Raw genomic sequence first — 25,554 nt, 5'->3', positions numbered from 1 at the left:
GCGCGGGAGTGAGTCAACCCGATGGTTTAATTTCTCCATGGCCTATGACGCGGAGGACACCAAGCGGCGGATCTTCGCGGCCGCCACCGCCGAGTTCGCCGAGCACGGGCTGGCGGGGGCCAGGGTCGACCGGATCGCCGCCGCCGCCAAGGCCAACAAGCAGGCCATCTACCTCTACTACGGCGGCAAGGAGAAGCTCTTCGCCGCCGTCCTGCGGGCGAAGCTGGAGGAGGTCCACGTCGCGATCTCCATCGATCCCGACGCGGTGGCCGACTCCGTCGGGCAGATCTTCGACTGGCACCAGCAACATCCGGAGCTGATCCGGCTGCTGCTGTGGGAGGCGCTGGAGACGCGTGACGGCGGGCTCGGCGGGCTCGGCGCGAGCGAGACGGAGCGCCGGGTCGCGTTCCGGGAGAAGGTCTGCGGCCTCGCCGACAGCGTCGCCCCTCACCTGCCCGAGCAGGAGCGCGTGCGCGCCGCTCAGGACCTGCTCTTCACCATCATGGGGCTCATCTCCTGGAACTTCGCGGTGCCCGGGATGTGCAGGATGATGCTGGGCGAGGAGAGCGACCAGGCCGCGCTGGCCCGCCGCCGCGAGGCGGTGATCGCCGCCGCTCGCCGGCTCGCCACCGCCCACGTCGCGCAGGTAACTCCTTGATCGTTTGGCTGGCGGGCCGCTAGGGTTGGGCGCCTTTGTCCCCCTTGCGAGGAAGCCGTCATGCGCCGGTACCGTTGCGGAAGGATCGCCGCGCTGGTCGCGGTCGCGTACGTGGCCGGCGTCGGGGTGGTCGTCGCGGCGGGCTGGATCACGGTGGCGGGCGCCGTCGTGCCGGTGGAGCGGCCACACCTGATGGAGCTCGGGCCGTGGGCGCGCTGGGTGCTGCTCGCGGTGGCCGTCCTGCAGGGGTGGGCGCTCTGGCAGGTGCTGCGGGGGCCGGTGTCGCGGGACCCGCTGCGGGTTGTTCCGCCAGGCGGTGCGGCGGGTTGGTTGCGGGTCGCGCTGTACGCGAGCGTCGCGCACACGCTGCTCCTGCCCCTGTGGCCGCTGGACGACGCGGAGTGGCCGATCTGGACGGGCGCGCTGGTCCGGCTGGCCGTCATCGGGCTGTACGTGCCGGTGCTGGCCGCGTCCCTGCCCCGGTGGGCGCGGCTCGGCGCGCTCGTGGCGGGCGTCGCGGCGGTCGCGGCCGACCTCGGATACGGCCCGGCGGACACCCCGCTCTGGTTGTGGTGGGCCGTGCCCGTGCTGGTGGGCCAGGCGAGGGATCCGCGCTGGAGTCGTGGCACGGTCTGGACCGGCGCGATCTTCTCGGCGGCGTGGCTGCTCCACCCCACGTCCTTCGCCCTCCGTTTTCCCCGCGGGTTCGATCCCGGGCTGCTGTTCGAGGTGGCCGTGGTGGCGCTGGCCGCGCTCGGCGCGGTGTGGGAGGCGCGCTCGGCACACGAACTGACCCGCCCGGCGGAGGCTCGGCCCCGCGCGGGCCGCGGGCCCTCGTTTCCGCTGCCGCTCGCCGGGGTGGCGGTCGCGCTGCCGCTGATCCCCGCGGCCGTCAACCTGGCCCATGGCGTGCCGCGCGCCGTCGGCCCCGGAGGCGCCGTCGCGGACCTGCTCGGGATCAGCGACCGGGCGTCCCTGGCGTGGTACGGCCTCGACCTGCTGCTCGGGGTCGGCGCTCCGGCGGTGCTCGTCCTCGCCGCCGTGGTGTGGCGCACCCGTGCGGCGGTCCGCGCCACGGCGCTGGCGCTGCTCGGCTGCGCCGCGCTCGTCACCGTCTCCGCGCTCACCCTCCCGCCCGCCCCGCTCGGCGGCACCGGCCCTGACCTGGTGCCCGGGGAGCCGCCGGGGCCGGACCCGGCCGCGCTCTTCCCTCTGTGGCACGCCGCCGCGCTGACCGCCGCCGCCCTCCTGCTGCTCGCCCTTCGCGAAGGAAGCCCGCGCCGGCACGGGCTGCTCGCGGCGACGGCGGCGGCCCTCGCGCTGTGCTTCCTCCCGGCGGCCGACCTGGCCCCCGGGAAGGTCACCACGGCCGAGGACTGCGCGCGGGCCCCGGGGACCGGCGAGCGGGCGTACCTGTGCGCGATCCGGGTGAACGCGGTGCTCGACGTCGCCGCCGGCACCCCCGATCACGTCCTGCTCGCGCGGGGCCGCCGCCTGTGCGCCGTACACGCCCGCCAGGACCCCGCCGAGCTGGCCCGGCTGCGCACCGAGGAGGGTGTGGACCCGGAGCGGTTGCCCTGGGTGGTCGACGACATCTGCCCGAGCGCGCACGCGGCGGTCGTGGCGGCGGAGGCCGTCGAGGAGGTGGAGTACGAGCAGTCCCTGGCCGAGGAACGGCGCAAGTGCGACGCCGCTCCGCGTCACCGCCCGCTGACCACCCCCGCGAAGGCGGTCCGCGTGGCGGAACCCCAGTGGCCGGACGGGTCTCTGAGCCTGTTCGAGGCGGTCGGCGACTCCTTCGATCCGCTGAGTCAGGGGGTGTTCGCCAAGGCGCTGGCCAACGGGCTGGTGGCGGGCGGGCGCGGCCACCTGGTGATCCTGACGCACTCCGACGTGCACGCCTGCGTCACGCTGGAGACCTACGCCCGCCGCCCACCGGTGGAGACCGGCGGCTGGGAGCACGTGGTGGAGGTGGGCTACGACAGCCCGGCCGGAGACCTGCGACTGCGGGACGATCTGTCCGGCATCGTCCTGCCCGACCTGTCGCTGCGCGGGCGGCCCGGCCACTACCGCGTCCGCGTGCACGTCGCCTGGCTGCCCTGGAACGGCGGCAAGTACGGCACCCAGCGGCTGCTCGTCATGGCGTACCCGGGTGACGGAGACGACGTCCGCACGTACCGGACCCCTTGAGCATATACTTGTAATAAGACATGTATATGCAGAAAGGCATACGCCATGGAACGTCCCATCGGCTACTGGCTCAAGCACCTCGACCGGCTCATCGAGGCCGAGGCCGAGCGAGTCCTCGCCGAGGAGCACCTCACGCGCCGGCACTGGCAGGTGCTGAACGTGCTGCGCCAGGCCCCGCAGACCGCGAGCGGCCTCGGCGAGACACTGCGCCCCTTCTGGCAGCCCGGCGCGATCACCCTGGAGAACGTCACCGGCGAGCTGGCCCGGCGCGGCTGGCTCGCCGAGGACGCCGAGGGCCGCCACACCCTCACGCCCGAGGGCCTGACCGGGCATGCCGCCGTACAGGAGAAGGTGCACGGCATCCGCTCGGCGTTCCTCGCCGGCCTCACCGAGGAGGAGTACACCGGCACCGTGCGCACGCTCCAGCGGATGGCCGCCAACCTGGAGGCGCGGGGCGGCGTCACAGCAGGCGGCGCTGGACCACGTCGGCGATGACGACCCGTACGACCTTCTCGACGGCCTCCGGATCCCGCACGGCGTGGTCGCGGTCGGCGAAGAGCAGGTGCCCCGCGCCGACGAGGGAGAGCGCGAGCGCGTCCACGTCGGCGTCGGCGGCGATCCGCCCCATGGCGCGCTCCTCGCCGAGGTAGCCGCCGATCATCTCGGCGGCCTCGGCGAGGACCGGGACGCCGGCCCCCGGGCGGTCCCGGCGCAGGCGGGCGCGCAGTTCGTCGCGGAAGATGACGAGGCCGACGATCGACACCGCGACCGGGTCGAACAGCTGGATCAGCGCGGCGGTGAGGTTGCCGGCGACGGTGCCGCGCCCGGCGGTCGCGCGGAGTTCGGCGGCCTCGGCGGCGAGCCGGCGCATGCGCTCGCGCACCAGGTCGGCGAGGAAGGCGTCGAAGTCGGCGAAGTGCCGGTGCAGGACGCCCTTGGCGACGCCGGCCTCGTCGGTGACGGCCCGGCTGGTCAGCCCGGTCGCGCCGTCCCTGAGCAGGACCCGCTCCGCGGCGTCGAACAACTGCTGCCGCACATCGCGGAGCGCCACTCCCGTCGGCATCGCCCGTTCTCCCTCTCGCACGCTCGACAAGTGGGCGAGTGCCCACTATGGTGGGCGCATGCCCACTTTAACTCAGGGAACCCCTCAGGAGCCCCATCAGGCCAGGCAGACGGCCGAATCGTTCGGGGTGGACGCCGAACGCTACGACCGCGCCCGGCCCACCTATCCGGACGCCCTGATCCAGCGGATCATAGCCGCGAGCCCCGGCCCCGACCTCCTCGACGTCGGCTGCGGCACCGGCATCGAGGCCCGGCAGTTCCTCGCGGCCGGCCGCACGGTGCTCGGCGTCGAACCGGACGAGCGGATGGCCGCGTTCGCCCGCCGCACCGGCGTCGAGGTCGAGGTGGCGACGTTCGAGGACTGGGACGCCGCCGGGCGCACGTTCGACGCGGTCGTGGCCGGCCAGTCCTGGCACTGGGTGGACCCGGTCGCGGGCCCGGCCAAGGCCGCGCGGGTGCTGCGCCCCGGCGGCCTGCTCACCGCGTTCGCCCACGTGTACGAGGCGCCGCCGCCGATCGCGGAGGCACTCGCCGGCGCGCTGCGCCGCGTGCTGCCCGGCTCGCCGGCCGTCGCCGGCCCGCCGAAGGCCGCCCAGGACGTCTACCGGCAGATGTTCGAGAGTTTCGCCGGCGGCATCCGGCGGGCGGACGCGTTCGGCGAGCCCGAGCTGTGGCGCTTCGACGGGGAACGCCACTACACCCGCGCCGAATGGCTCGACCTGCTGCCCACCACCGGCGGCCTCACCCGGCTCCGGCCGGACGAGCTGGCCGCGGTGCTGGAGGACGTCGGAGCCGCCGTGGACGCGGCCGGAGGCGGCTTCACCACGGCCTTCACCACGCTGGCGGTCGCCGCGACACTCCGGTCCTGAGCGGTGACCTGCGCGTTTCCTGTGCGCATTCTGGCAGCTCTGACCTGCGAAGACGTGGTACGCGTGGATCGCCGGGCCGGATACTCTCCCAGGTAGGCGTCCTAGGGTGAGGCCCGTCCATCCGGCCTGACGATCAAGGAGCTCCCGCGCGCATGTCCGTCTCTTCTTCCGAAACCACCGTCGGCGACGACGTGCGACGGGTGCGCGGCAACGACTACCGGATCCTCCAGCCGCCCGAGGACTTCGCGCCCGAGCTGCGGGTGAGCGTGATCGTCCCGGCGTACGGCGCCCAGCACAAGCTGGATCTGGTGCTGCGGGGGCTGGCGCGGCAGACGTACCCGGCGGAGCTGACGGAGATCATCGTCGTGGACAACGGCAGCTCGCCGCCGCTGCGCCTGCCCGAGGACTCGGCCGCCCGGCTGATCCGCTGGGACCGGCCGGGCCGGGCCGCCGCCCGCAACGCGGGCCTCGCCGAGGCCACGGGCGACGTCATCCACTGGCTCGACTCCGACGTGGTGCTCACGCCGGGCGCGATCGAGGCGCACATGCGCTGGCACCACGCCGCCCCCTACCTCTCGGTCACCGGGTACATCCGCTTCACCTCGGCCCCGCTGCCCGACACGCTGCCGGAGGACCTGGAGGCGGCGTTCGAGCCCGCCCTGCCGCACGCCTGGCTGGTCGGGCTGGTCGAGCGCACCGACGGCCTCACCGCCAACCCGGCACGGCCGTTCAGCCTGCACGTCGGCGGGGCCACGTCGGTCAGCGCCCGCCTGGTCGAGGCGGCCGGCCCCATGGACGAGGACCTGGTCGTCGGCCAGGACACCGAGATGGGCTACCGCCTGGCGCAGGCCGGGGCGGTGTTCGTGCCCGAGCCGCGGGCCCGCGCCTACCATCTCGGCCCGACCATGCGGATGCGCGAGCAGCAGCGCGTCGACCGGGTCAGCCACGCCTTCGTCGCCGACCGCATCCCTGCCTACCAGTGGCTGCGTACGCATCCTGCGCGGCGGTGGAAGGTGCCGTACGTGACCGCGGTCCTGGACGGCACGGCCGGCTACGAGGCCGTCCGCACCGCCGTGGACGCCCTGCTCGCCTCCACGGTCGCGGACCTGTCGGTGGTGCTGGTCGGCCCCTGGGACAGGCTCGACCGTGACCGCCGCGCCCCGCTCAAGGACCCCGACCTGGACCTGGTCCTGGTACACGGCCACTACGAGCACGAACCCCGGGTACGCCTGGCGACCGCCGCGGAGGTGGACCCGTCGGTCCCGTTCGTGCTGCGCCTGCCCGCCGGATGGGCGCCCGGCGAGGACGGTGTGGCCAAACTGCTCGACCTGGCCCGCGCCGAAGGGCTCGGCCTGGTCCAGGTGCTGTTGCGGGAGTCGCCCGAGGGTGTGGTCGCGGCCCGCCTGGAACGGATGTCCTTCTTCGCCCGCGCCCGGCTCGTGGTCCGGCCCGGCGAGGACCTGGACGACGCCGTGGCGGACGTCTCGGGCGTGCGATGGGTGACCGGCGAGACTTACGGGTTCACCGAGGAGCCGGGCGAGCCGCTGGGGCGGCGGGCGGCGTACCAGGCGAGGGTGCGGGCCGAGGCGGAGGCGGCGCGGCTGGCCGGCGAGGCCGAACGGCTGCGCGGCCAGGTCGCCAAGTGGCGTGACGAGGCGGCGCGCTGGCGCAAGAGCACTGTGGAGCTGCGGCGTGAGGTCGGCGCGCTGCGCCGCGAGGTGCACGCGGCACAGCGCGACCGCCAGCTGGCCCAGCAGCGCGGCATGCGCGCCGTCCTGTCCAGGAGGATGCGCCGCGCGCTGGGCCGCAGGTCGCGCGGCTGACTCCCGCTGGAGCGGTCGCCGGCCGCGCGGCTGATCTCAGCAGTCGCCGGCCGCGCGGGCGTAGTCAGCCATTCCTCCGGCGAATTCGTAGAGGATGACCGGTTCGTCGCCCACCACCCAGACGTCATGCCCAGGTGAGCAGACGAAGATGTCGCCCGGTCCCGCCTCTGCCTCCGCGCCGTCGTCCATGTGCCACCGCATCCGGCCCTGGACCACGAACCCTTGGTGACGGACCTGGCAGGAGCTGGTCCCCACGATCTGCTTGACCGACTCCGACCAGCGCCAGCCGGGCTCGAACGTGGCCACGGCGAAGCTCAGCCCGGACAGGCTGCACAGTTCCAGATGTCCCTTCGGGAAGTCGCGGCGCTCGTCCGGCTTCTCGATGCTCTTGACCTCGATCATGTTGCCTCCTTCCGTCACTTTCAGTCTTTCATCGGAAAACTCCCGTACAGGGAAGGACCTGGGCAAATAGCGGTCACATGCGGGCCTCGCGGCGCAGCAGCGCCGCCAGCGCCTCCGGGTCGGCCCCGGCGACGCCCTTGGCCGCGAACCAGGTGGCCATGTTGCGCGCGTCCCGGTCCAGGAACGACGGCCCGGCCGGATGCGCGACCACGTCCACGATCTGGGGCAGGTCGATGATGACCAGCCTGCCGTCGCGGACCAGCACGTTGTACGGGGACAGGTCGCCGTGCGCCAGCCCCTCCCCCGCCAGCGTCACCATCGCCTCGACGAGCTGCTTCCACAGGTCGTCGAGACCCTCGGAGACCTGGGCCAGACGCGGCGCCGCGTAGCCGTCGGGCGTCCCGACGAACTCCTGCAGGATCTCCGTGCCGAGGATCTGCACCGGGTAAGGAACCGGCACCCCCAGCTCCCACAGCCGGCACAACGCCCCGAACTCCGCCACCGCCCACTGCGTCGCGATCATCTGCTTGCCGAAGGCGGTGCGGTTGGCCATGGCGCGGTTCGTCCGGCTCTCGCGGGTCGCGCGGCCCTCCAGGTAGCTGGAGTCGCGGTGGAACAGGCGATGGTCGGACGACCGGTAGCGCTTGGCCGCCAGCAGGCAGACCCGGTCGGTGCCCGGCACGCCCCGCGAGATCAGGTGGACGTCGGCCTCCTTGCCGGTCTTCAGGATGCCGTGTTCGGTGTCAACGGCGGCCAGCTCGGTGACCAGCCAGTCGGGGTACGGGCGCGGCCCCTTCTCCGTGGGCGTGCTCTGGTCCCAGGTGGACCAGCGGTCGCCCTCGGGAGGGCCGTCGTCGGACGCCGTCTCGGGCGTGCTCTCCAGCCAGGCGATGTCGTCGGCGTCGAGGGCGTGCTTGCCACGGCGGCGGTGTTGCGAGTGCTTCGGCACGGTGGGAATGCTCCAGATGTGAGGCCCACCGGGGTGCCGATCGGTTCAGGTCAGCGGCGGACGCCCGGCGGGAAGGTGTGGGGACGCGGAAAACGGCACGCGAACAGTCGTCGTCACGGTCTCACCCTCCCTTCGACAGGCGATCAGCTTCGCCCGCAGTATTCCGCAACCGCTCCTTCTCCAGCAACGCATTTAACGCTCGCCGATGAGGAGCGCCGGGCTCTGAGCGTCCGGCCCCCTGGAGGCCGCCCTGGCCGGGCTAGGCGTGGGCTCCTCCCGCTTCTGACCCCGGCCGCGCTCACGGGCCCGGCAGGCGCCGCACCCGCCGCGCGGCCTGGGCGGCGTCCTCGGCGGCGCTGCTCCGACGAGGACGCCGATCACTGCTGGCACGAGCTGCCGCAGCAGTGGCTCGTTCACGCGACCGATTCTTCCTCGCCCTCGTGAACCCGGCCGCCTCCGACCGGACCACCGTGACCGCGCCGGTCGTCGTGGCCGAGCTGGCCGCCCTGACCGCCAGCGCCGTGCTGATCGCCGTGGCCGAGCTGATCGCCGTGACTGCCCTGGCTGGGCTGCTCGCTCTGGCTGAGCTGGTCGTGCAGGCGGGCGCAGGCGCGGGCGAAGCGGCTTCTGCCGCCCGCCGTCGCGTACGCCGACACCTCCGGGATGGGGCCGCGGGCCCCCGTCCAGGCCGCCACGTCCGCCGCCAGGGTCACGGCCTCGGTGTGCTCGACCCGCGGCCGTTCGCCGGGGGCGGGCAGCAGCGCGGGCAGCAGGCGGGTGAGCAGGCGCCAGACGGCTTCGTACGCGCCCTGCCGCGCGGCGTCGGCGAGCACGCCCACGATCGGCCGCTCTCGGTAGTGCGGCGTGCGCCGGAGCAGCAGCGCCACCTGCGCGCCCACCTCCTCGGCCGGCAGGTCGCCCCTGGCCGCCATGCGCACCAGCAACGCCGCCGCCTCGGAATCCGCCCTGGCGACCTGGAAGGCCAGGACCAGCGCCATCGCCTCCCCGGCGGGCCCGTCCGCGTCGGCCAGGTCCCGCACCCACCGCGCGGCCACCCCGGGATGGGTGAGGTCGGGCAGGTAGTCGGCGGCGACGACCTCGCGGTGCGAGGGCAGGAGCGACGGCCACCAGTTGAGCAGGCCGCGGGACTGGAACCAGCTCCAGCGGGCCCGCGGGCCCAGCAGCTCGTCGAGCGCTTCGAGGCCGGTCGGCTCGGCCCGCAGCGTCGGCCGCAGCCGGATCTGGTAGGGCCGCTCCGCCGGCTCGTGCTCGTCGAAGAAGCGGTCGGTGGCGCCGTCGAGGTAGGACCACCGTACGTGCGTCTCCGGGTCGCGCAGCCCGCCCTCGGCCAGCCAGCGCGCGGCGGTCGCGGCGGCCGGCGAGCCGATCCGCGCTGCCTGTCCGGCCGCCTCGGGGTGGCGTCCGCGGGGCAGCCGCAGCAGCGCCTGCGCCAGGTCGGCGGGCAGCGGCTCGGCACCCGCTGCGGCGCACTCCGCCAGCCGCTCCACCAGGACGGCGGGGTCGAGGTGGCCGGTGGTCAGGGTGGGGGTGGCCAGCAGCACGGGCGGCAACGTGCCGGCCCGCAGCGCGCGGTGGATCTCGTCGAGCCGGCGCAGCAGGAACAGGTGGGGCGGCGCGACCTCGTCCGACGGCGGCAGCTTCGGCCGTGCACCGGCCACCGGCCCAGCCGCCGGTCCGCCCATCCGTCCGGCCATCGATCCGGCCATCCGTCCAGTCGCCGGTCCGCCCATCGGTCCGGTCTGCGGCTGGAGGCCGAGCAGCCGCACGGCCCCGCTCCACGCCGCCTCCAGCAGCTCGCCGATGGTCTGCTCCAGCCCGCCGATGGTCTGCTCCGGGCCGCCGACGGTCTGCTCCGGCCCGGCGGCGGCCGCCGGCTCCGGGTCGGTCACCTCCCTGGCAAGGGCGCCGATCCAGTCGCTGACGTCGACCCAGGCCTCCCCGGGGTGCACCTGCGGGTAGACGCCGCCGAACTGCTCGGCCAGCGTGCGCCGCAGCCCCTCCCGGTCGGCGGCGGCCCGCCGGACGAACGCCGCCAGCCACCGCTCCCCGTCCACCCACATGTACACGCTCTGCCACACGTCAAGCGTGGGCTCAGGAAACGGTTCGGGCGCTGCGGGCGCGGGCAGCGGCGGCGGCGTGAACGTCTCGGGCGGTTCCTGCCGCGCCACCTCGCCCCCGAACCGGCCGGCCACCCGCGTCCCCAGCGCCTCGGGCAGCAGCGGCACCGCCTCGGCGAGAACCTGGGCGGCCGGGGCGAGGGCGGCGGCGCGCTTGAGCGCGATCCTGGCGGCCCGTCCCTGCACCTCGTAGGAGGTGTGCCCGAACGCCGTGGCCAGGGCGGCGGCCAGCTCGGCGGCGTGCGGGTGCCCGGCCGTCCCGCCGGTCTCCCCCTCGATGAGGCGCAGACCGCCCAGGGCGAGCTTGGCCTCCGCGCGGAAGGTGAGCGCACCGGCCGCCTCGGCCGTCTCGGCCGGCTCCAGCGGACCGACGCGGCGGAGCTGGGCGAGGGCCAGCTCGGCGACCGAGCCGGGCGCGACGGGCAACAGCCGCAGGTAGTCACGGATGCGGGCGGCGGCCTCCTGCGGCGTCGGGTCGAGCAGCTCGTGCACCCGGACGAAGAAACGCAGGCTCACGCCGTCGCCGCCGCGCAGGAAGCGGCGCAGGCAGCCGTCCAGCAGCTCCGCCCGCGACACCCGGCCCGTTGCCAGCAGCCGCCCCATCAGGGACAGCCAAGGGGTGGGGGCCGGGGTGAGGCGTTCTTCGCGCAGCTCGCGGCCCACGCCCTCCGCCTCGAAGATCCGCGGCAGCAGCGGGCCGAGCAGCGGGTCGTCGTCGGCCGGGCCGGTGCGCACCCAGGCGGTCACGAGCGGGTCATGCTCGGGCGGCGTGGCCCCGGTGGCCCGTAACACGGCCAGCACCAGCGGGACGTCCCGGTCGTCCGGTGTGCGGATCTTCCTCGTCAGACGGGCGGCCACGTCGGCCTGCCAGCCGCCCGGGCGCGCGGCGAGCACCCGGGCCACCTCCTCCAGCCTCGGCCACGGGTGGGCGAACTCGCGGCGGGTCAGCCAGGCTGCCGTGGCGGCGGGCCCGGACAGCACGCCCGCCCCCGCGATCCGCAACATCTCCCCGTAGCCGCCGGCGCCGTCGCCCTCGTCGGGACCGGAGTGCCACGACACGTCGCGGACGACGCCGCGCAGCTCGTCGCGGAGGTCGGGCAGATGCCGGGCGGCCTCGGCCCGTTCGGCGTCGGACAGGGCGATCACGAGGTCGGCCAGGCCTCGGGCGTCGCAGGCGAGGACGCGGTCGCGGACCCGCGCGCAAGAAGGGGGGCACGTCATGGCAGCACCCTAGGGATGATCTCCGACAATCCGCGTCCGCGCCGTCAGCAGGCCGTGGGGCAGAACGTGACCTCGGGGTAGCGCGCGGACGGCTTGTCCAGGAGGGGCTGGCGCTCGGCCTTCAGGTGCTGGTCGAGGAAGGCCGCCACGTAGGAGCGGGTGAGCTCGGCGGCCCGCGCCGCGGGCAGGACGCCGGACGGGGGCGTGACGCCCAGGGCGCCGGACAGCAGCGGGCCGTCGGTGAAGGACTGGTGCTCCGCGCCTGACAGCACGATCCAGCGTTTCCACCCGGTCAGCAGCTTCCAGTCGCGGTCCCACGAGGTGTCGCGGCCGCCCGGGACGTGCTGCGGCGAGCCCAGGAACATGAACGGCCGGGAGAACCCGCTCTTGGGGATGCGGGCGTAGGTGGTGCCGTCCATGTCGATCCCGGCGCGCACGCGGGAGTCCTTCACCATGGTCGCCAGGGCGCCGGCCCCGCCGATCGACTGCCCGACCATGGCGATACGGGACCGGTCGATCCGGTCGGAGCCAGCCCATTTCGCCGGCAACTGGTCGAGCACGAAGGAGACGTCGGCCGCCCGTACCCCGACCAGCCCCGTGCCGAAGCCCGGGTCGCCGTCGCTGTCGCAGGCGAGGCATTCCGCGACCCGCCCGCCGGGGAAGGTGGTGGCGTAGCTCTCGTAGGTGTGGTCGATGCCGGCCACGACGTACCCGCGGCTGGCCAGGTCCTCGGCCAGGGACGTGAGCGTGCTCATCGGCTTGGTGAAGCCCGGGGAGAGCACCACCAGCGGCAGGTTCCCGCCCGCGGGTGCGGCGTCCTCGACGGCGTTGGTGCGCGTCCTGCTGAGCGTGTCGCCGGGCACGCCCGAGACTCCCAGTCCTCGCAGGGTGAGCTCGGATTCCTTCGGCGTCATGTACGCCGCCCGCCGCCCGTCCCGCTGCTCGGTCGGGTACCACAGCGTGACCTTGAGCTCCCTGGCGTCGGCGTCGAGGTTCCAGGGATCGGGGCGGGAGGCGTCCTTCAGGTACAGGGCGGTGGTGCCGACCCGATGGGCGCCGGTGGGGGCGGGCAGAGCGGCGGGGCCGGTCGAAGTGGCCGACCGGACGGCGGACCGGGGCGGCGTGGGCGCGGCGCAGGCGGACGCGGCCAGGACGACCAGTCCCGCGACGGCCGCCAGGATCTGTCTCATCGGAGGTCCGTTCACTCGTTGAGCAAGGTCAGGGCCTTGGCCAGCGCGGGGTCGCGCCCGGCCGCCGCGTCCTGCGGGGTGAGGGGCACGTGGTGGTCGGGCGGCACGCCGATCCGGTCGATCACCTCGCGGTCCGGGCCCAGGTGGTGCCTGGCGGGGAAGCTCAGGACGGTGTTGTTCGCCAGCAGGTACGGCTGCGCCGGCCCCGAGATCACCCCGGCCGTCCTGGTGCCGACCAGCCGGCCGAGGCGCAGGTCCTTGACGGCGGAGCTGAAGTGCTCGCACGCCGAGGCGCAACCGCGGTCGGTGAGCACCACCAGCGGCAGGCCGACCAGCTCGACGGTGTCGTCGGTCCGCGTGGTCTCGCACCTGGCGTCCACGGTGCACTGGTAGGCGGTGACCTTGCCGTGGCCGAACGCGCTCACCAGCCGGGTCGCCTCCACGGGGCTGCCGCCGCCGTTGCCGCGCAGGTCCAGCACGACACCGGACAGGGTCCGGCCGGCGCGCAGCCGGCCGATGGCCCTGAAGACGCGGTCGGCGGAGTCGGGAGCGAACCCGCGCAGCCGTACGTAGGCGATGTCGTCGTCGAGCAGCTTCGACTGCACCACTTGCAGGGCGGCCAGGTCCCGCTGGTAGAGGCCGGGTTCGAGGGCCACGCTCCAGCGGCGGCCGGTGCTCTGCCGCAGGAGCCGCAGCCGGACCGAGCGCGCCTCCGGGTACGCCGGGTAGAGGGCGGCGATCGCGGGAGTGGCCTTCCCGTCGATGAAGGGCGCCGACCCGTCGACCGATTCAATGATGTCGCCGGGGCGCAGCCCGGCCGCCCGCGCCGCGCCGCCCTGCACGGTGGTGACGAACAGCGGGGGCAGGGCGACGCCGGGGTTGCCGTCCACCTGCGGGCCGTTGACGTTCGCCAGGAGACCCAGGCCGTAGCCGTCGCCCTCGTAGGCGTCGGGCGGCCGCTCGACGTCGTGCGTCCAGCGGGCGTGGTTGTCGCCGAGGCTTGCCACCATGGCTTCGAGGGTGACGACGGCCAGCTTGTCGCGCAGGCCGGGCACCTGGTCGGTGATCCTGCGGTAGGCGGCCTCGAAGGCGGTCCAGTCGCTCGTGCGGTCGCCGGTCAGCGCCGGCATGCCCGCCTCGGGCACGTCGCGGCCGTTGCGGTTGAGCTCCTGGGTCAGGGCGGCGAATCCGGCGCTCAGCAGCGAGCGGGCGTCCAGCGTGGCGCCGCCGTAGTAGTTGCCGAGAATGCAGAAGTACGCCTGCTCGATGACGTCGATCGTGGTGGTCGTCTCCGCGGCGGGAGCGCCCCGGGGGGCTGCGCAGACCGTACCGGCCGTGCTCGCCTGGGCGCGCGGCGGCGGCGGGGCCGTGCAGGCCGTCGCCGCCGCGAGGGCGAGCCCGGCGGCCAGGATCCTGACGGCGGTCATGACAGGCGCCTGCGGATCCACCAGAAGCAGAGCCACGACAGGCCGAGGGTGAGCAGGGCGTAGATCCCGGTCTCGATCCACTGGAAGGGCCAGAACCGCTCAAGGGGCTGGTAGGTCGCCTGCTGCCGGTAGCCGAGCCGGTTGATCTCGGCGATGCAGCCGTCCCCGTCGGCCGCCGAGGGCGCGCAGGGGCCCGACGTGGTGGAGACCCTCGCGGCGCCTTCGCCGCCGGCGCCGACCGTACGCCCGGACGCGTCGACCAGGTCGGCGGACAGGACCCAGGCGCCCGCGTGACCGGGGACGGCCGCGTTCAGCTGGATCTGCACGTATCCGCCTTGTTCCCGGTTGATGCCGACCCCGTCCACGTTCGTCTTGCCGAGCTCGAAGGTCGAGGTGATCGGGGGCATCAGGTGGGGCCTGACCAGCAGCGGCATGGCGAGCTGGAACGCGGCGAAGACGGCCAGGGTGATGGCCATGGCGGGCAGCGTGCGGCGTACCAGCATGCCGACGGTCACGCCGAGGACGAAGGTGAAGGCCGCGTACCCCATCGGGGCGATGCCGCGCGCGCCGAACACCAGGGGAGCCATCAGGGCCAGGTTCTCGGTGGCCGACTTGTCCAGAGGGTCGGACCACCAGGTCACCATGAGGCCGCACAGGCCGGCGAAGGTCACGGCGGTCAGGCCCATCAGCCCGAGCTTGACCGCCAGCCAGCGGCTGCGGGTGATGCCCTGGTTCCACACCATCAGGTGCGTGCCCGCCTCCAGCTCGCGGGTGATCAGCGGTGCTCCCCAGAAGAGCCCGGCGAGGGCGGGCAGGAGCAGCACGACGAGGGCCAGGGCCACGAACGGGGTGTCGTGCCCGTCGAAGAAGCGGTCGTAGAAGCGGTCGCAGGTGCCGTCCTGGGTGCAGGCCGCGATCCCGGCCGAGTAGTCGGAGGCCAGGCCGGGCCCGGTCAGGGCCAGGACGATGGCGAGCAGGACGAGCAGGGCGGCCGTCGTCACGGCGGAACCGCGGAACTGGCGCCAGGTGAGCCAGATCATCGCCGCACCTCCAGGGCGACCCGCCGGTCCACGGTGGTCTTGTCCATGTAGGCGAGGACGAGGTCCTCCAGGCCGAGCCGGGTGACCGTCCAGGCGGGGTCGTGGATCGGGCCGTCGGTGCGGACCACGTACGTGCTCTGCCGGGCGGTGTGACGCGCGCTGACCACGTGCTGGTCGGCGGGGAGCCGGTCGGGGTCGCGGCGCGCGCCGGTGAGCCGGTAGTGGGTCGCCAGCAACCGGTCGACCTCCCCGGCGACCTGGACGCGGGAGTCGACGAGCACGATCAGGAAGTCGCACACCCGTTCCAGGTCGGAGACCAGGTGGGAGGAGAGCACCACGCTGAACTCGTGCTCGGCCGTGGCCTCCATCAGCCCCTGCAGGAACTCGCGGCGGGCCAGCGGGTCGAGCGAGGCGACCGGCTCGTCCAGGATCAGCAGCTCGGGCCGTTTGGCCAGGCCCAGGGTGAGGGCGAGCTGGGCGCGCTGGCCGCCCGAGAGCCTGCCCGCCCGCTGGGCGGGATCGAGGCCGAGCCGCGCGATCCGGTCCCGCGCCATGGCGGCGTCCCAGCGGAGGTTGAGCCGTTCGCCCAGTCGCAGGTGGTCGGCGACGCTCAGCCCGGCGTAGACGGGGGTGTCCTGGGCGACGAACCCGACCCTGGCGAGCTGCGGCGGTCCGCCGGCTGGGCGGCCGCCCAGCACGGTGATCGTGCCCGCCGTCGGCTCCAGCTGGCCGCCGGCCAGTTTCAGCAGGGTCGTCTTGCCGGCCCCGTTGGGACCCACCAACCCCACGACGTGGCCTGCCGGGAGGTCGAGGGTGCACTCGCGCAGCGCCCAGCGCCTGCCGTATTTCCTGCCCAGTCCCTGGGTCTCCAGGACGGCGTTCACGCTATGTCCTCCTGAGCGGTGGTCCGAAAGGTGGTCATGAAGAGGGCCTCGATGCTCTCGTCGTCGAGGCCGGCGCGGCGGGCCTTGTCCAGCCAGCGCCGCAGTTCCTGCCGCAGCGGGCCGTGCGCGGCCAGTGAGGCGTCGGTGAGCGTCGCCGTCACGAACGTCCCCACCCCCGGCCGGGCCGCCACCAGGCCCTCGTGCTCGAGTTCCCGGTAGGCCTTCAGGACGGTGTTGGCGTTGATCGCCAGGTGCGCCACGACTTCCTTGACGGTGGGCATCTGGTCGCCCTCGCGCAGCACGCCCAGCCGCAGCGCGTGCCGTACTTGCTGGACCAGCTGCAGGTAAGGCGAGACACCCGACCTGGCGTCCAGATGGAACTCGATCACCGGCTTCTCCATTTATCTAGCCTGCTAGTACTTTAGGATCCCAGATGTTAAGGGATCATAAGGAACGCTGTACAGGCCGGATGCTGGTCAGGCGCTAGGCGCTAGGCGACGCCGCTGAGGTCGCGGGCCTTCTCCGGGAGGTCGGGCACCTGCTGCGCGGACGCGTAGGCGGCGTCGCGGACGTCGTTGAGCCAGCTCGCCGGGGGCAGCCCCGCGATCGGGTGGCGGAGGGGGTTGAAGCGTGTCGGAAGATCCGCGTCCGTCAGGACCGGCGCGGACAGGCGCACCTGCCCGAACGGCCGCCACGGCCCCGACGGGGCGGCGGCGAGGAGCGCCACGGTGAGCGGGCCGTGCTCGACGACCTGGGCGAGCGCGTCGAGCGTGGCGGGCAACCGTACCGGCGTGTGCAGCAACGCGCCCAGCAGCACCCGCCGCTCCCCCGCCTGGTACGGGAACAGGGAGCTGTAGAGCCCCGTCCACCGGGTCGCGGGCCGCAGCAGCCGTCTGCCGAGCGCGGTGCGCCCGCTGGTGGCCAGCAGCAGGTCGGCGCTGGTGTCGTCCTGGTCCCAGCGGAGCGCGAGGCCGAGGATGTCGGGAAGCGGCGGCGGCACGCCGACGGAGCGGGACAGCCGGGCGATGCCCGGCAGGTCCATCCGCTGGTCGAGGAAGGGCACCCCCCACGGCTCCGGCGTCCCGTGCAGGCACAGGTGCGCGTCGAGGACCAGCCCGGACGCGTGGACCGGCCGCCCGTGCCGCAGGCGGGCCGCCGCGCCGAAGGCCGCGGCCAGTCCTGACCTCGTGAGTGAGGTCCACGGCTGTCGCATGGGCTGCTCCTTGGCGTCGGCACGGCGTCGGGCAACTGCCTCCACGGGACGCCAGCTACCCCGTGGACGTCACGCAATCCCCTCGGGGACCTCGGCGGGCCTCGGCGGGATGGTGTGGTTGATCCGGAAGAGGTGGTCCGGGTCGTAGGCCGCCTTCAACGCGGCCAGCCGCCGGTAGGTCTCCTCGCTGTAGGCGCGGCCGACCCGGGCGGGGTCGGAGTCGTGGTCGAACTGGAACCCCGGGAGCTGGGCGCCGGTGTCCCATCGCCGCAGCCGGCGCAGCACCTCGTCGGCGGTCCTGCGTACCTCGTCGGCCCGCTCGGGCGGGGCGGGCATCCGCAGCCACAGGTGGAAGGCCGCGCCCTGGGTGCTGACCGCGTGCGGCCGGGCCGGCGGCCGGTCGAGCGCCCCGCCCAGGTGGCGCAGCTCGATGCCGGGGAACGGCCCTCCGGGCGCCGCCGGGTCGATGAACGACACCAGCTCCGCCACGGCCTCCTCGTCCAGCTCGTACGTCAGAGCGCTGCGCAGGTGCGCCATGACCGGGTTCCTGGGGTCCTGGTAGATGCCGGCGATCTCCGGGTACGGCATCGCGCGGCAGGTGTCCACGTCGGGCCCGAGCGCGCGCAGCGGCTCCACCAGCCGCTCTCCCCGCTCCTCGTCCCCCATGCAGACCACCCGGACCAGCACGAGCGAACGGCCGCGGAACTCCTCGGGCAGCTGCGGCGCGTCGGGGAAACGCATCAGCGTCACCGAGGACGACATCTCCTCCGGCTGCTCCTTGGCCCAGGCCAGGTAGGAGCCGAGCACGTGGGCGGCCTGCCCGGCGTCCTCGACCGGGTAGCGGAGCTCTCCGCCGTAGACGGTGCGCAGCGGCAGCAGCTCGATCTCGGCCGCGACCACGACGCCGAAGTTGCTCTTGCCGCCGCGTACCGCCCAGAACAGGTCGGGTTCGCGTGCCGGCGAGACGGTGCGGAGCCGGCCGTCGGCGGTGACGACGTCGAGCGAGCGGACGTGGCCGGCGGCGAAGCCGTACGTGCGGCAGGCCAGCGGGAGCCCGCCGCCGGTCAGGTAGCCCATCACGCCGACCTGCTCGGAGGAGCCGCAGAGCGGCACCAGGCCGTGCTCGGCCGTCGCGGCGAGCACCTCGCCCCACCGCGGGCCGGCGCCGATCCGCGCGGTGCCGGCGCGCGGATCCACCGACAGCTCGCGCAGCCGCCCGGTGGCGATGAAGACGGCGCCGTCCGCGGGCACGGACGCGCCGTGCCCGGTCGACTGGACGGCGACCGGGCGTCCGGTGTCGGCGGCGAACCGTACGGCGGCGGCCACGTCGCCCGCGTCGGCGGCTTCCACGATCACCGCGGGCCGGTGCTCGACCGTCAGCAGCCAGCCCGAGCAGGTCTCCTCGAAACCCTCGTCGCCCGGGTAGAGCGTGCGGCCACGGACGCGCGAGAGGGTGAAGGCGCTGGTGCGGTCGTCGTCGCGGACGCGACCGGTCCAGGTCCCTATGGGGGTTTCCGGCATGTCGATGATCCTTCGTCAATCCGTTGGTTTGTCCAACATTGGCCCGGCCAACAATACAGATAATCGTGGGTCTGTCCAACGATTGCTAGATTGGCGCTCGTGAACATCCCCGAGGGAGCGCCGCCGCGGCGGTTGCGCGGCCTGCCGAGCAGGCTGGCGAACCAGGCGGCGCTGACGGCCAACCGGATCGTGGACCGGGCGCTCGCCCAAGCCGGCGTACGGCGCTACCACTACGCCCTGCTCGCCACGCTGGAGGAGTACGGCCCCGCCAGTCAGGCCGGTCTCGTCCGCCGTACCGGCATCGACCGCAGCGACATGGTGGCGGTCGTCAACGACCTCGCCGGACGGGACTGCCTCAAGCGCGCGCCCGATCCCGAGGACCGCCGGCGCAACATCATCACCATCACCCCGGCCGGCCGCGAGCAGCTCATCGAGCTCGACCGGCTGATCGCCGCCGCCCAGGAGGAGTTCCTCGCCCCGCTGCCCCCGGCCGACCGCGAGCACCTGATCGACCTGCTCACCCGCCTGGTCGAGCCGGGCGACGACCAGCGGCAAGGAATCGGCAGCACACGGTGATCGGTACGCCCTGCCCGGAGTGGCGCCCGCTCCCGCGAGGTACGACCTGGTTCTGACACCGGCGAGCCATCGGAGGAAACGGTGCGGAGGACCTTGCCTGCCGCGGTGGCGGCGTTCGCGGCCGCGCTGGCGCTGACGGGCGGCTGCGGCGACGGCGGGTCCGGGGCGGGCGGCTCGGGAGAGGCCGGACCTGGCGCCCCCCGGCAGGCCCGGCCGGTCATCACCCCCGACGAGGAGCTCGTCCCCGAGGAGGACAGCGGCGACCTCCCCGAAGCCACCGTCCAGGTAGGGCTCGACTGTCAGCAGATGGGGCAGAGCCGCGACTTCGCGGGCACGGCGGAGAGGATGGGCCGCGCGGCGTCCTCCGGCGACAGCTCACCCGAGACGAAGGCGATCGCCAAGGTCTGCGAAGGGGCGGCGAAGGCGAACCAGGGGCTGATGGGCGAGGCATACCACGACGCCCTTCAGGCGGAGCAGCAGAGCTCCCACCTGCATCGCCGGATGCGCCGGCCGGGCCTGCGGATGCTCAACCACACGCTGCTGGTCGCCGCCGCCGCCGAGGGCGACCGCGCCACCGCCCTGCGGGCCCGCGCCGCTCTCGAACGGCTCGGCGGGCTGCCGCCGGAATTTCTCAGGGACGCGTGCTCGGTGGCCCCCGATCCCGCCATCCTCCCGGACTGCGCGACGCTGCCGCCCACCGGCACGCAGTCGTCGTCCTCGTCGTCCTCGTCGCCCTCCGCCCCGTCGTCGTCCTCCTCGACCAGGCCCGAGCCCGGCACGGGAGGCCCATCCGCGCCGTCCCCCGAGGAACCCGTCCAGCCTCCCGGCGACGGCGGCCCCACGCAGCCGGACACCGACCACGGCCCGGCGCCGGACGAGTCGTGACCGGACCGCCGCCCGAAGACGCCTCCGAAGCTGACGACACCGGGCCGTCCCAGGACCTCACCCGCGTCTGGAGCGTCCTCGCCCACGTCGTGACGCCCACCACTTTCGTCGCGGCCGTCATGATGTACGTCGGGGCCGTCCGCGCCAACACCATGTACGCCGGTCTCGGCATCGAGCAGAGCATGCTGGGCCTGTCGTTCCAGGAATACGTGCTGCGCAGCGTCGCGCCGGCGATAGAGCCGCTGATCCTGCTCCTGGTGCTGGCCCTGATCGCGCCCACGGCGCACCGGTGGCTGCTCCGGTCGGCGGACAGGCACCGTACGGCCACGACGCGGGCGATCACGGTCACGTCCGCGCTCGGGGCCGCGGGCGTCGCAGTGGGGATCGTGGCCCTGGCCGGCTGGTGGAGAACGTCGTTCTACGTCGTGCCCACCTGCCTGGGGTTCGGCGTCTTCGTCCTCGTCTACGGCGGCTCCCTGCGCCGGCGGATCCGTCCGCGACCGGCGGGCTCCTCCGCCGACCAGCTCGTCCGGCGCACGGTCTGCGCGGCGCTCCTGCTGGTCCTGCTGCTGTGGGCGGTCACCCTGTACGCGCAGCGGCGTGGCGCCGAGGCCGCCCTGCAGTACCGGGTGGACTCCGCGGGGATGCCCAGCACGGTGGTGTACGCGGCCAGGCGGCTGCACCTGGAGGGCCCGGGAATCAAGGAGACGGCGTTGCCGGACCCCGCCGCCATGTACCGCTACCGCTACACCGGCCTGCGCCTGCTGATCCACTCCAACCAGCGGTACTTCCTCCTGCCCGCCTGCTGGGCGAGCGATCCATGGGCGCGCGCGATAGCCCTGCCCGCCGACGGATCGCTGCGCCTGGAGTTCTCCGTACGCAGGACGCGGCCGGAATGCCCGCCCTGAGCCGCGGCCCCGGCTCGCGCGATCACGCGTCCAGGTCGCAGGACCGCTCCATCAGCTCCGTCATCGCCTGCCGGAAGTCGCGGCGGCGTCGCTCGCTCCAGCCCTCGGTCAGCCGGTCGAAGACCTGCTCCTGCCACTCATGGGCGTGATCCAGCAGGGCCAGGCCGGACGGGGTGAGCGCGGCCCTGCGCCGGCGGCCGTCCGCGTCCGAGGCCTCCATGGTCAGGTAGCCGGCCTCTCTCGCGCTCCTGACCAGCCGCGACGCGCCGCTCTGGTCGATGCCGATCTCGTGCGCGACCGCGTTGACCGTGGCCGGGACGCCGCGCCCGGTCAGCGCGTGGACGGCCTCGGCGACGAGCACGAGCCGCCCCTGCTCGGCCACCTCGGGGTCGCCGGCCTGGGGCCTGCGCGACCAGTACCGTACGAACGCGAACAGGACCTGCCCCGGCCCCGGGTCGCTCATTCGGTGGCCGCCATCTCGCGGCAGATGTAGGCCAGCTCCAGTGCCTGCCGGAGATCAGGCAGCCGCAGGGCGGCCGTCACCTTCCCGTCCGCCACCCGGAACACCGTCGCCACGCGAGTCGCGGTCCCGCTGCCGGGCCAGGTGGCGTCCTCCTCCACGACCATGAGCCGCTCGCTGACCGGATGCCACGACCGCGGGCGCAGGGTGATGCCCGAGCGCTCCACCCACTCCGCGAACTGTCCCGGTGTGATCGGCCCGGCGCCCTTCGGGCCCAGGACCACGATGGGGTCGCCGACCACTCGCGCCGAACGCCGCAGATCGGCGTCGTTCACACTCGCGTGCCACTCGTTGATCGTCGCCTCGAGTACCGATTCCATTCCTCGAACTATATGCGAAACGCATACATCTCCGGAAGCCCTGGCATGCCTGCCCTCACGTACGGGCGGAAACTTCGCTGATGAGCGACGATTTCACCCCGCGGCGAGAGTCTTCACCTTCGAATACCCTTATCGACTCGACGCAAGGACAACTGTGACCAACCACGAGAAGCCGTCCGGCACACCGAATCCGCAGCCGAACGCAAGGAGCGGCCGTGCGGCCGGCCTCTGGCCCCTGGTGCACGCCGAGCGCGCCGCCCTGGCCGCCGACCTCGCGGAGTTGACCGACGAGCAGTGGGCCACGCCGTCGCTGTGCGCCGGGCTGACCGTGCGCGAGGTGCTGGCGCACCTCATCGCAGGGGCGAGCCTCAACAGCGTGCGATGGATGGCGGGCGTGATCCGCTGCCGGTTCGACTTCGACAAGCAGGTCGCCATGCGGCTGGCCGAACAGTTGGGTGTGAACGCCGCCGAGACGCACGACAAGTTCCGCCGCGTCATCACGAGCACCACCAAACCGCCTCTCCCGGTCGTGGCGATGATGGGCGAGACGATCGTGCACGCCGAGGACATCCGGCGTCCGCTGGGCATCCACCACGACTACCCCATCGAAACCCTCACCCGCACAGCCGCGTACTACTCGGGCTCCGACCTCGTCCTGCCCGCCAAGAAACGCATCGCCGGCCTGCGACTCGTCGCCGACGACGGCCCTTTCACCACCGGCTCCGGGCCGCTGGTATCCGGCAGCACCCTGGCCCTCATCATGGCGATGGCCGGGCGCGCGGCGTACTGCGACGAACTCACGGGCGACGGCGTCAAAACCCTCCGCGATCGACACAACCTGACATGACCCAGGGCTGACCCCCACCGCCGATCCGGACCGCCACCCCTGCGGAACCGCCACCCCTGCGGAACCGCCACCCCTGCGGAACCGCCACCCCTGCGGAACCGCCACCCGTCCGCGACTGCCACCCCTACGCCCGTCGGCAGCAACCTCGTCGGTGAGGTCGCTGCCGACGGCGCCCCCTCGACAGCCGACCAGGCGCTCTTCCTCGACCTCGCGCCAACCGCCTGCGGACGCTTCACCTTGACTCCGCCCCAGAGCCGATGGCCGGCCACACCTCGTCCAACGCGTCATTGCAACTCCACAAGAGCCACGAGAAGCCCTACGTCGTACGTGCTCTGGATGGCCCAGTCGGAAGATCCGCTCAAGCAGCCGCCCCCTGTTCGCACCAGCCACCCGAGCCTCGTACGGGGCCGCCCCCGCAGGACGCCACATCCCCCCAGCTGCACGTTTCTTGATTTTAAATTTCTAGAAAATAAAAATGCTAGGGTCTGCGTGTGGCTTCGGAGACGGCTGTCGTGACACCTTGCAAGCACTGCGGAGCACCGATCGAGCAGCGTCGAGGCCGGGGCCGACCCAAGTCGTACTGCCCCGAGAAGAACTGCCAGGCAGCGGCCAAACGGGACCGGGAGCTGCGCCGGGCGACTCCCGGCCTGGAGGGCGCCCTGGCCAGGGCCGAGCAGTTGTACGACCGGATGGAGAGCGGCCTGGCGGCGGCCATCGAGCCGCTGGCGCGGGCGTTGGCCGAGGAGCTCAGCCCTGCCGGCGTGGAGGCGAAACTGAGCGCGGTGCAGGCCGAGGCGCACGCGCGGGTGGCGATCGCGCGTACAGAACGGGAGCAGGCGTTCGAGCAGGTACGCCTGGCGAGGGAGGCGACCGAACACGCCCGCCGGCAGACGGCCGAGATGCGCGTGCGCCTTGAGGAGGCGGAGAGCGAGAAAGAGACCGCGCTCAACGACGCCGAACGGGCCCGGGAGCAGGCGCTCGCCGCGTTGCGTGAGGCGTCCAGCACCGAACGGCAGGCGCTGCAGGCCGCCGAGGAGGCGGGGCGGCGGGCCAAGCTCGCCGAACGGCGGGCCGAGGAGGCGGCACGGCAGACCGAGCTGGCCGAGCGGCGGGCCGAGGAGGCGCAGGCGGAGGTGACGCGCGCCCAGGAGGAGGCGAGGGCCGAGATCGAGCGCGTACGGAAGGAAGCCGAACGCGACCGGGCGGAAAAGGAGCAGGCCCGCAAGGAAACGAAAGCCGCGCTCCAGAAGCAGGAGCGGGCCGAGCGCGAGCTGATCGCGGCCCGCGCACGAGAGGAAGCCGCAGCAGAGGAACGGGAAAGAGCCCTGGAGCGGGCCCTGGCGGCCGAGCGGGCGGCCACGGAGGCCGGCCGGGACCTTGCCTCGGTCCAGGCGGCCAGGCGAGCGGCGGCCGAGGAGAAGACACGGGCGGAAGCCGTCGCCAAGGAGCTCGACCAGGCCCGGATCGAGCTGCGCATGGAACGGGTGCGGATCGAGGAGCTGCGGGCGGAGCTGGAGGCGGCTCGGGCGGAAGCGGCGCAACTGCGCGAGCGGGCGGTCGCCGCCGAGCTGCGAGCCGAACGGTGAGGCCGGACGATGCTGACACTTGACCAGATCCGGGCGTTCGTGGCGGTCGCGGAGGAACTGCACTTCGGCCGCGCCGCCGAACGCCTCCGCATGACGCAACCGCCGCTGAGCCGCCACATCCAGAAGCTCGAACGCGCCATCGGCGTGACCCTCCTCGAACGCGACAACCGGCGGGTGATCCTCACCGAGGCCGGGCGCGGCTTCCTGGAGGACGCCCGTCACATGCTCACGCTGGTCGAGACCGCCGGCGACCGCGCCCGCCGAATCGCCGGCGGCGCCAGCGGCACGTTGCGGCTCGGCTTCACCGCCGTCTCGGCGATCAGCATGCTGGGCCGGCTCCTGCGCCTGCTGGCCGAGCGACTGCCGGAGGTCGACGTCATCCTGCACGAACAGGTGACCGCCACACAGATGGACGGCATCCTGCGCGGCGAGCTCGATTTGGGCCTGGCCCGCCCACCCTTCGACCTGCCTCGCCGAACGTCCCGCTCTGGCTCGGTCCGCCCGCCCTTCGACCTGTCCCGCCCAGCGTCCCATCTGGACTTGGCCCACCCACCGGCCGGTCCGGCCAGCCCAGCGTCCCGCCTTGACTTGGCCCAGCCACCGGTCGATCCGGCGCGCCCATCGTCCGGCCCGACCGTGGCCGGCTCCTCCTCCCCCCTGGACCTGGCCCGTTGCCCCATCAACCCGGTTCGCTCGCTGTCCGACCCGGCGGCGGCCCGCCCACCGGCCGACATGAATCTTGCCCGGCCGACGTACGGCCTGACCGGAATCGACTCGCGAGTGATCTTCCGTGAGCCGCTGTGCGCGGCGGTGCCCGCGGGCCACGCGCTGGCCGCGCTCGACCGGCCGCTCGCGCCAGAAGACTTCGCCGGCCTGCCCATGGTCAGCTATCACCCCGTACGGTCGCGCTACTTCCACGAGCTCACCGTCCGTTTCCTGTCCGCCGTGCAGCCCAGGGCCGAGCAGCAGGTGCACCAGATCCTCACCGCGGTGCTGCTCGTGGCCGCGGGGCGGGGCGTGGCACTCGTGCCCGCCAGCGCACGCTCCCTCGGCATCGAGGGCGTGGTGTTCAGGGACCTCGTCCATGGCGGCGGCAGCCCTGGCGCCGGAAGCCGTTGCGGCAATCCGATGACCGGGGACGAAGGCGACAAGCGCGCGACCGAGAACGACAGCGGTCGCCACCCTGTGGAACTGCATGCCATCTGGAACCCCGGATCGGCCAATCCGGCGCTGTGGCGCGTACTCGACCTTCTGCCGGGCGTCGAGGGCCAGGACTGAACCATACGTGGGCGGGGCGCCTCCAACCTCCGATACGCAGCGTGCAT

The 25,554-nt window shown here is 73.5% G+C and carries 25 protein-coding genes; 11 read left to right on the top strand and 14 right to left on the bottom strand.

Translation table 11 applies throughout. The annotated features are described in order from the left end of the window. The first annotated feature begins 37 nt into the window (after positions 1-37). Genes SMD20_RS08135 through SMD20_RS08125 form a run of 3 tightly spaced genes read left to right on the top strand, consistent with a single transcriptional unit; the run spans position 38 to position 3,343 of the window. Positions 38-658, top strand: coding sequence for a TetR family transcriptional regulator (locus SMD20_RS08135; RefSeq protein WP_329577095.1), 621 nt, complete (start codon positions 38-40; stop codon positions 656-658). Positions 659-718: 60 nt separating this feature from the next. Next, positions 719-2,848 carry a hypothetical protein gene (locus tag SMD20_RS08130; RefSeq protein WP_329577093.1) on the top strand — a complete coding sequence of 710 codons (2,130 nt, stop codon included), beginning with the start codon at positions 719-721 and terminating at the stop codon, positions 2,846-2,848. A gap of 45 nt (positions 2,849-2,893) precedes the next feature. After that, positions 2,894-3,343, top strand: coding sequence for a MarR family winged helix-turn-helix transcriptional regulator (locus SMD20_RS08125; protein WP_329577090.1), 450 nt, complete (start codon positions 2,894-2,896; stop codon positions 3,341-3,343). On the opposite strand, the gene SMD20_RS08120 is transcribed toward SMD20_RS08125, so the two are convergent. After that, a complete protein-coding gene (locus tag SMD20_RS08120; RefSeq protein WP_329577087.1) occupies positions 3,309-3,911 on the bottom strand; it encodes a TetR/AcrR family transcriptional regulator in 603 nt (200 codons plus the stop codon). The genes SMD20_RS08125 and SMD20_RS08120 overlap by 35 nt on opposite strands. 58 nt (positions 3,912-3,969) lie before the next feature. Between SMD20_RS08120 and SMD20_RS08115 the strand changes: the two genes are divergently transcribed. Continuing rightward, positions 3,970-4,779: a class I SAM-dependent methyltransferase gene (locus SMD20_RS08115; protein WP_329577085.1), complete on the top strand. Its 810-nt coding sequence runs from the start codon at positions 3,970-3,972 to the stop codon at positions 4,777-4,779. Between the two features lie 152 nt (positions 4,780-4,931). Continuing rightward, positions 4,932-6,602, top strand: coding sequence for a glycosyltransferase (locus SMD20_RS08110; RefSeq protein WP_329577082.1), 1,671 nt, complete (start codon positions 4,932-4,934; stop codon positions 6,600-6,602). A 36-nt stretch (positions 6,603-6,638) separates the two neighbouring features. Here the strand turns inward: SMD20_RS08110 and SMD20_RS08105 are convergent, their stop codons facing one another. From SMD20_RS08105 to SMD20_RS08055, 11 genes are all read right to left on the bottom strand, one after another. Next, complete coding sequence (locus tag SMD20_RS08105) at positions 6,639-7,004, bottom strand: cupin domain-containing protein (RefSeq protein WP_329577080.1); 366 nt, start codon at positions 7,002-7,004, stop codon at positions 6,639-6,641. Between the two features lie 73 nt (positions 7,005-7,077). Then, positions 7,078-7,953, bottom strand: coding sequence for a serine protein kinase RIO (locus SMD20_RS08100; protein WP_329577077.1), 876 nt, complete (start codon positions 7,951-7,953; stop codon positions 7,078-7,080). A 192-nt stretch (positions 7,954-8,145) separates the two neighbouring features. Further along, positions 8,146-8,370 (bottom strand): hypothetical protein, encoded by a 225-nt coding sequence (locus SMD20_RS08095; RefSeq protein WP_329577074.1) that lies wholly within the window; start codon positions 8,368-8,370, stop codon positions 8,146-8,148. Continuing rightward, the gene (locus tag SMD20_RS08090; RefSeq protein WP_329577071.1) at positions 8,367-11,312 is read right to left on the bottom strand and encodes a DUF7824 domain-containing protein; all 2,946 of its coding nucleotides are present in this window, start codon (positions 11,310-11,312) and stop codon (positions 8,367-8,369) included. The genes SMD20_RS08095 and SMD20_RS08090 overlap by 4 nt, the downstream gene beginning before the upstream one ends. Positions 11,313-11,356: 44 nt before the next feature. Then, positions 11,357-12,502: an alpha/beta hydrolase family protein gene (locus SMD20_RS08085; protein WP_329577067.1), complete on the bottom strand. Its 1,146-nt coding sequence runs from the start codon at positions 12,500-12,502 to the stop codon at positions 11,357-11,359. An 11-nt stretch (positions 12,503-12,513) separates the two neighbouring features. Continuing rightward, positions 12,514-13,929, bottom strand: a complete 1,416-nt coding sequence (locus tag SMD20_RS08080) for a S41 family peptidase (RefSeq protein ID WP_329577065.1) — start codon at positions 13,927-13,929, stop codon at positions 12,514-12,516. Then, positions 13,926-14,969 (bottom strand): ABC transporter permease, encoded by a 1,044-nt coding sequence (locus SMD20_RS08075; protein WP_329577063.1) that lies wholly within the window; start codon positions 14,967-14,969, stop codon positions 13,926-13,928. Before SMD20_RS08075 ends, SMD20_RS08080 begins: the two co-directional genes overlap by 4 nt. Continuing rightward, positions 14,966-15,853 (bottom strand): ABC transporter ATP-binding protein, encoded by an 888-nt coding sequence (locus SMD20_RS08070; protein WP_329577060.1) that lies wholly within the window; start codon positions 15,851-15,853, stop codon positions 14,966-14,968. Before SMD20_RS08070 ends, SMD20_RS08075 begins: the two co-directional genes overlap by 4 nt. Continuing rightward, positions 15,850-16,254, bottom strand: coding sequence for a GntR family transcriptional regulator (locus SMD20_RS08065; protein ID WP_091085672.1), 405 nt, complete (start codon positions 16,252-16,254; stop codon positions 15,850-15,852). Before SMD20_RS08065 ends, SMD20_RS08070 begins: the two co-directional genes overlap by 4 nt. 89 nt (positions 16,255-16,343) lie before the next feature. Continuing rightward, positions 16,344-17,066: a hypothetical protein gene (locus tag SMD20_RS08060; protein ID WP_329577056.1), complete on the bottom strand. Its 723-nt coding sequence runs from the start codon at positions 17,064-17,066 to the stop codon at positions 16,344-16,346. Positions 17,067-17,135: 69 nt separating this feature from the next. After that, a complete protein-coding gene (locus SMD20_RS08055; RefSeq protein ID WP_329577053.1) occupies positions 17,136-18,587 on the bottom strand; it encodes an FAD-binding oxidoreductase in 1,452 nt (483 codons plus the stop codon). A 99-nt stretch (positions 18,588-18,686) separates the two neighbouring features. Between SMD20_RS08055 and SMD20_RS08050 the strand changes: the two genes are divergently transcribed. The 3 genes from SMD20_RS08050 to SMD20_RS08040 all read left to right on the top strand — a co-directional run bounded on the left by SMD20_RS08050 (position 18,687) and on the right by SMD20_RS08040 (position 20,956). Next, entirely contained in the window at positions 18,687-19,163 is a 477-nt protein-coding gene (locus SMD20_RS08050) for a MarR family winged helix-turn-helix transcriptional regulator (RefSeq protein ID WP_329577052.1), read from the top strand. 81 nt (positions 19,164-19,244) lie between these two features. Then, positions 19,245-20,048: a hypothetical protein gene (locus tag SMD20_RS08045; protein WP_329577049.1), complete on the top strand. Its 804-nt coding sequence runs from the start codon at positions 19,245-19,247 to the stop codon at positions 20,046-20,048. Further along, complete coding sequence (locus SMD20_RS08040) at positions 20,045-20,956, top strand: hypothetical protein (RefSeq protein WP_329577046.1); 912 nt, start codon at positions 20,045-20,047, stop codon at positions 20,954-20,956. Before SMD20_RS08045 ends, SMD20_RS08040 begins: the two co-directional genes overlap by 4 nt. Before the next feature lie 22 nt (positions 20,957-20,978). Here SMD20_RS08040 and SMD20_RS08035 read toward each other — a convergent pair whose 3' ends face one another. Next, on the bottom strand, positions 20,979-21,419 hold the full coding sequence (locus SMD20_RS08035) for a MarR family winged helix-turn-helix transcriptional regulator (protein ID WP_329577043.1): 441 nt from the start codon (positions 21,417-21,419) through the stop codon (positions 20,979-20,981). Beyond that, positions 21,416-21,796, bottom strand: coding sequence for a hypothetical protein (locus SMD20_RS08030; RefSeq protein WP_091085689.1), 381 nt, complete (start codon positions 21,794-21,796; stop codon positions 21,416-21,418). Before SMD20_RS08030 ends, SMD20_RS08035 begins: the two co-directional genes overlap by 4 nt. Positions 21,797-21,950: 154 nt before the next feature. Here SMD20_RS08030 and SMD20_RS08025 point away from each other — a divergent pair, with 154 nt between their 5' ends. The 3 genes from SMD20_RS08025 (at position 21,951) to SMD20_RS08015 (ending at position 25,507) form a co-directional block, all read left to right on the top strand. Continuing rightward, positions 21,951-22,643 (top strand): maleylpyruvate isomerase family mycothiol-dependent enzyme, encoded by a 693-nt coding sequence (locus SMD20_RS08025; protein WP_329577038.1) that lies wholly within the window; start codon positions 21,951-21,953, stop codon positions 22,641-22,643. Positions 22,644-23,155: 512 nt separating this feature from the next. After that, positions 23,156-24,229, top strand: a complete 1,074-nt coding sequence (locus tag SMD20_RS08020; protein WP_329577035.1) for a hypothetical protein — start codon at positions 23,156-23,158, stop codon at positions 24,227-24,229. A gap of 9 nt (positions 24,230-24,238) precedes the next feature. Further along, positions 24,239-25,507: a LysR family transcriptional regulator gene (locus tag SMD20_RS08015; RefSeq protein ID WP_329577032.1), complete on the top strand. Its 1,269-nt coding sequence runs from the start codon at positions 24,239-24,241 to the stop codon at positions 25,505-25,507. The last annotated feature ends 47 nt before the right edge of the window (positions 25,508-25,554 follow it).

The organism is Nonomuraea sp. LP-02, assembly GCF_036289125.1.
GTDB lineage: Bacteria > Actinomycetota > Actinomycetes > Streptosporangiales > Streptosporangiaceae > Nonomuraea > Nonomuraea bangladeshensis.
Note: the sequence above shows the minus strand (reverse complement) of the source record. Positions and strands in the feature narration are given on the sequence as shown.

What these genes read in the sequence shown, in the direction of transcription:
- SMD20_RS08135 (WP_329577095.1), top strand. Translation starts at nt 38, where the DNA reads ATGGCCTATGACGCGGAGGACACCAAGCGGCGGATCTTCGCGGCCGCC.
- SMD20_RS08130 (WP_329577093.1), top strand. Translation starts at nt 719, where the DNA reads ATGCGCCGGTACCGTTGCGGAAGGATCGCCGCGCTGGTCGCGGTCGCG.
- SMD20_RS08125 (WP_329577090.1), top strand. Translation starts at nt 2,894, where the DNA reads ATGGAACGTCCCATCGGCTACTGGCTCAAGCACCTCGACCGGCTCATC.
- SMD20_RS08120 (WP_329577087.1), bottom strand. Translation starts at nt 3,911, where the DNA reads ATGCCGACGGGAGTGGCGCTCCGCGATGTGCGGCAGCAGTTGTTCGAC.
- SMD20_RS08115 (WP_329577085.1), top strand. Translation starts at nt 3,970, where the DNA reads ATGCCCACTTTAACTCAGGGAACCCCTCAGGAGCCCCATCAGGCCAGG.
- SMD20_RS08110 (WP_329577082.1), top strand. Translation starts at nt 4,932, where the DNA reads ATGTCCGTCTCTTCTTCCGAAACCACCGTCGGCGACGACGTGCGACGG.
- SMD20_RS08105 (WP_329577080.1), bottom strand. Translation starts at nt 7,004, where the DNA reads ATGATCGAGGTCAAGAGCATCGAGAAGCCGGACGAGCGCCGCGACTTC.
- SMD20_RS08090 (WP_329577071.1), bottom strand. Translation starts at nt 11,312, where the DNA reads ATGACGTGCCCCCCTTCTTGCGCGCGGGTCCGCGACCGCGTCCTCGCC.
- SMD20_RS08085 (WP_329577067.1), bottom strand. Translation starts at nt 12,502, where the DNA reads ATGAGACAGATCCTGGCGGCCGTCGCGGGACTGGTCGTCCTGGCCGCG.
- SMD20_RS08080 (WP_329577065.1), bottom strand. Translation starts at nt 13,929, where the DNA reads ATGACCGCCGTCAGGATCCTGGCCGCCGGGCTCGCCCTCGCGGCGGCG.
- SMD20_RS08075 (WP_329577063.1), bottom strand. Translation starts at nt 14,969, where the DNA reads ATGATCTGGCTCACCTGGCGCCAGTTCCGCGGTTCCGCCGTGACGACG.
- SMD20_RS08065 (WP_091085672.1), bottom strand. Translation starts at nt 16,254, where the DNA reads ATGGAGAAGCCGGTGATCGAGTTCCATCTGGACGCCAGGTCGGGTGTC.
- SMD20_RS08060 (WP_329577056.1), bottom strand. Translation starts at nt 17,066, where the DNA reads ATGCGACAGCCGTGGACCTCACTCACGAGGTCAGGACTGGCCGCGGCC.
- SMD20_RS08055 (WP_329577053.1), bottom strand. Translation starts at nt 18,587, where the DNA reads ATGCCGGAAACCCCCATAGGGACCTGGACCGGTCGCGTCCGCGACGAC.
- SMD20_RS08035 (WP_329577043.1), bottom strand. Translation starts at nt 21,419, where the DNA reads ATGAGCGACCCGGGGCCGGGGCAGGTCCTGTTCGCGTTCGTACGGTAC.
- SMD20_RS08030 (WP_091085689.1), bottom strand. Translation starts at nt 21,796, where the DNA reads ATGGAATCGGTACTCGAGGCGACGATCAACGAGTGGCACGCGAGTGTG.
- SMD20_RS08015 (WP_329577032.1), top strand. Translation starts at nt 24,239, where the DNA reads ATGCTGACACTTGACCAGATCCGGGCGTTCGTGGCGGTCGCGGAGGAA.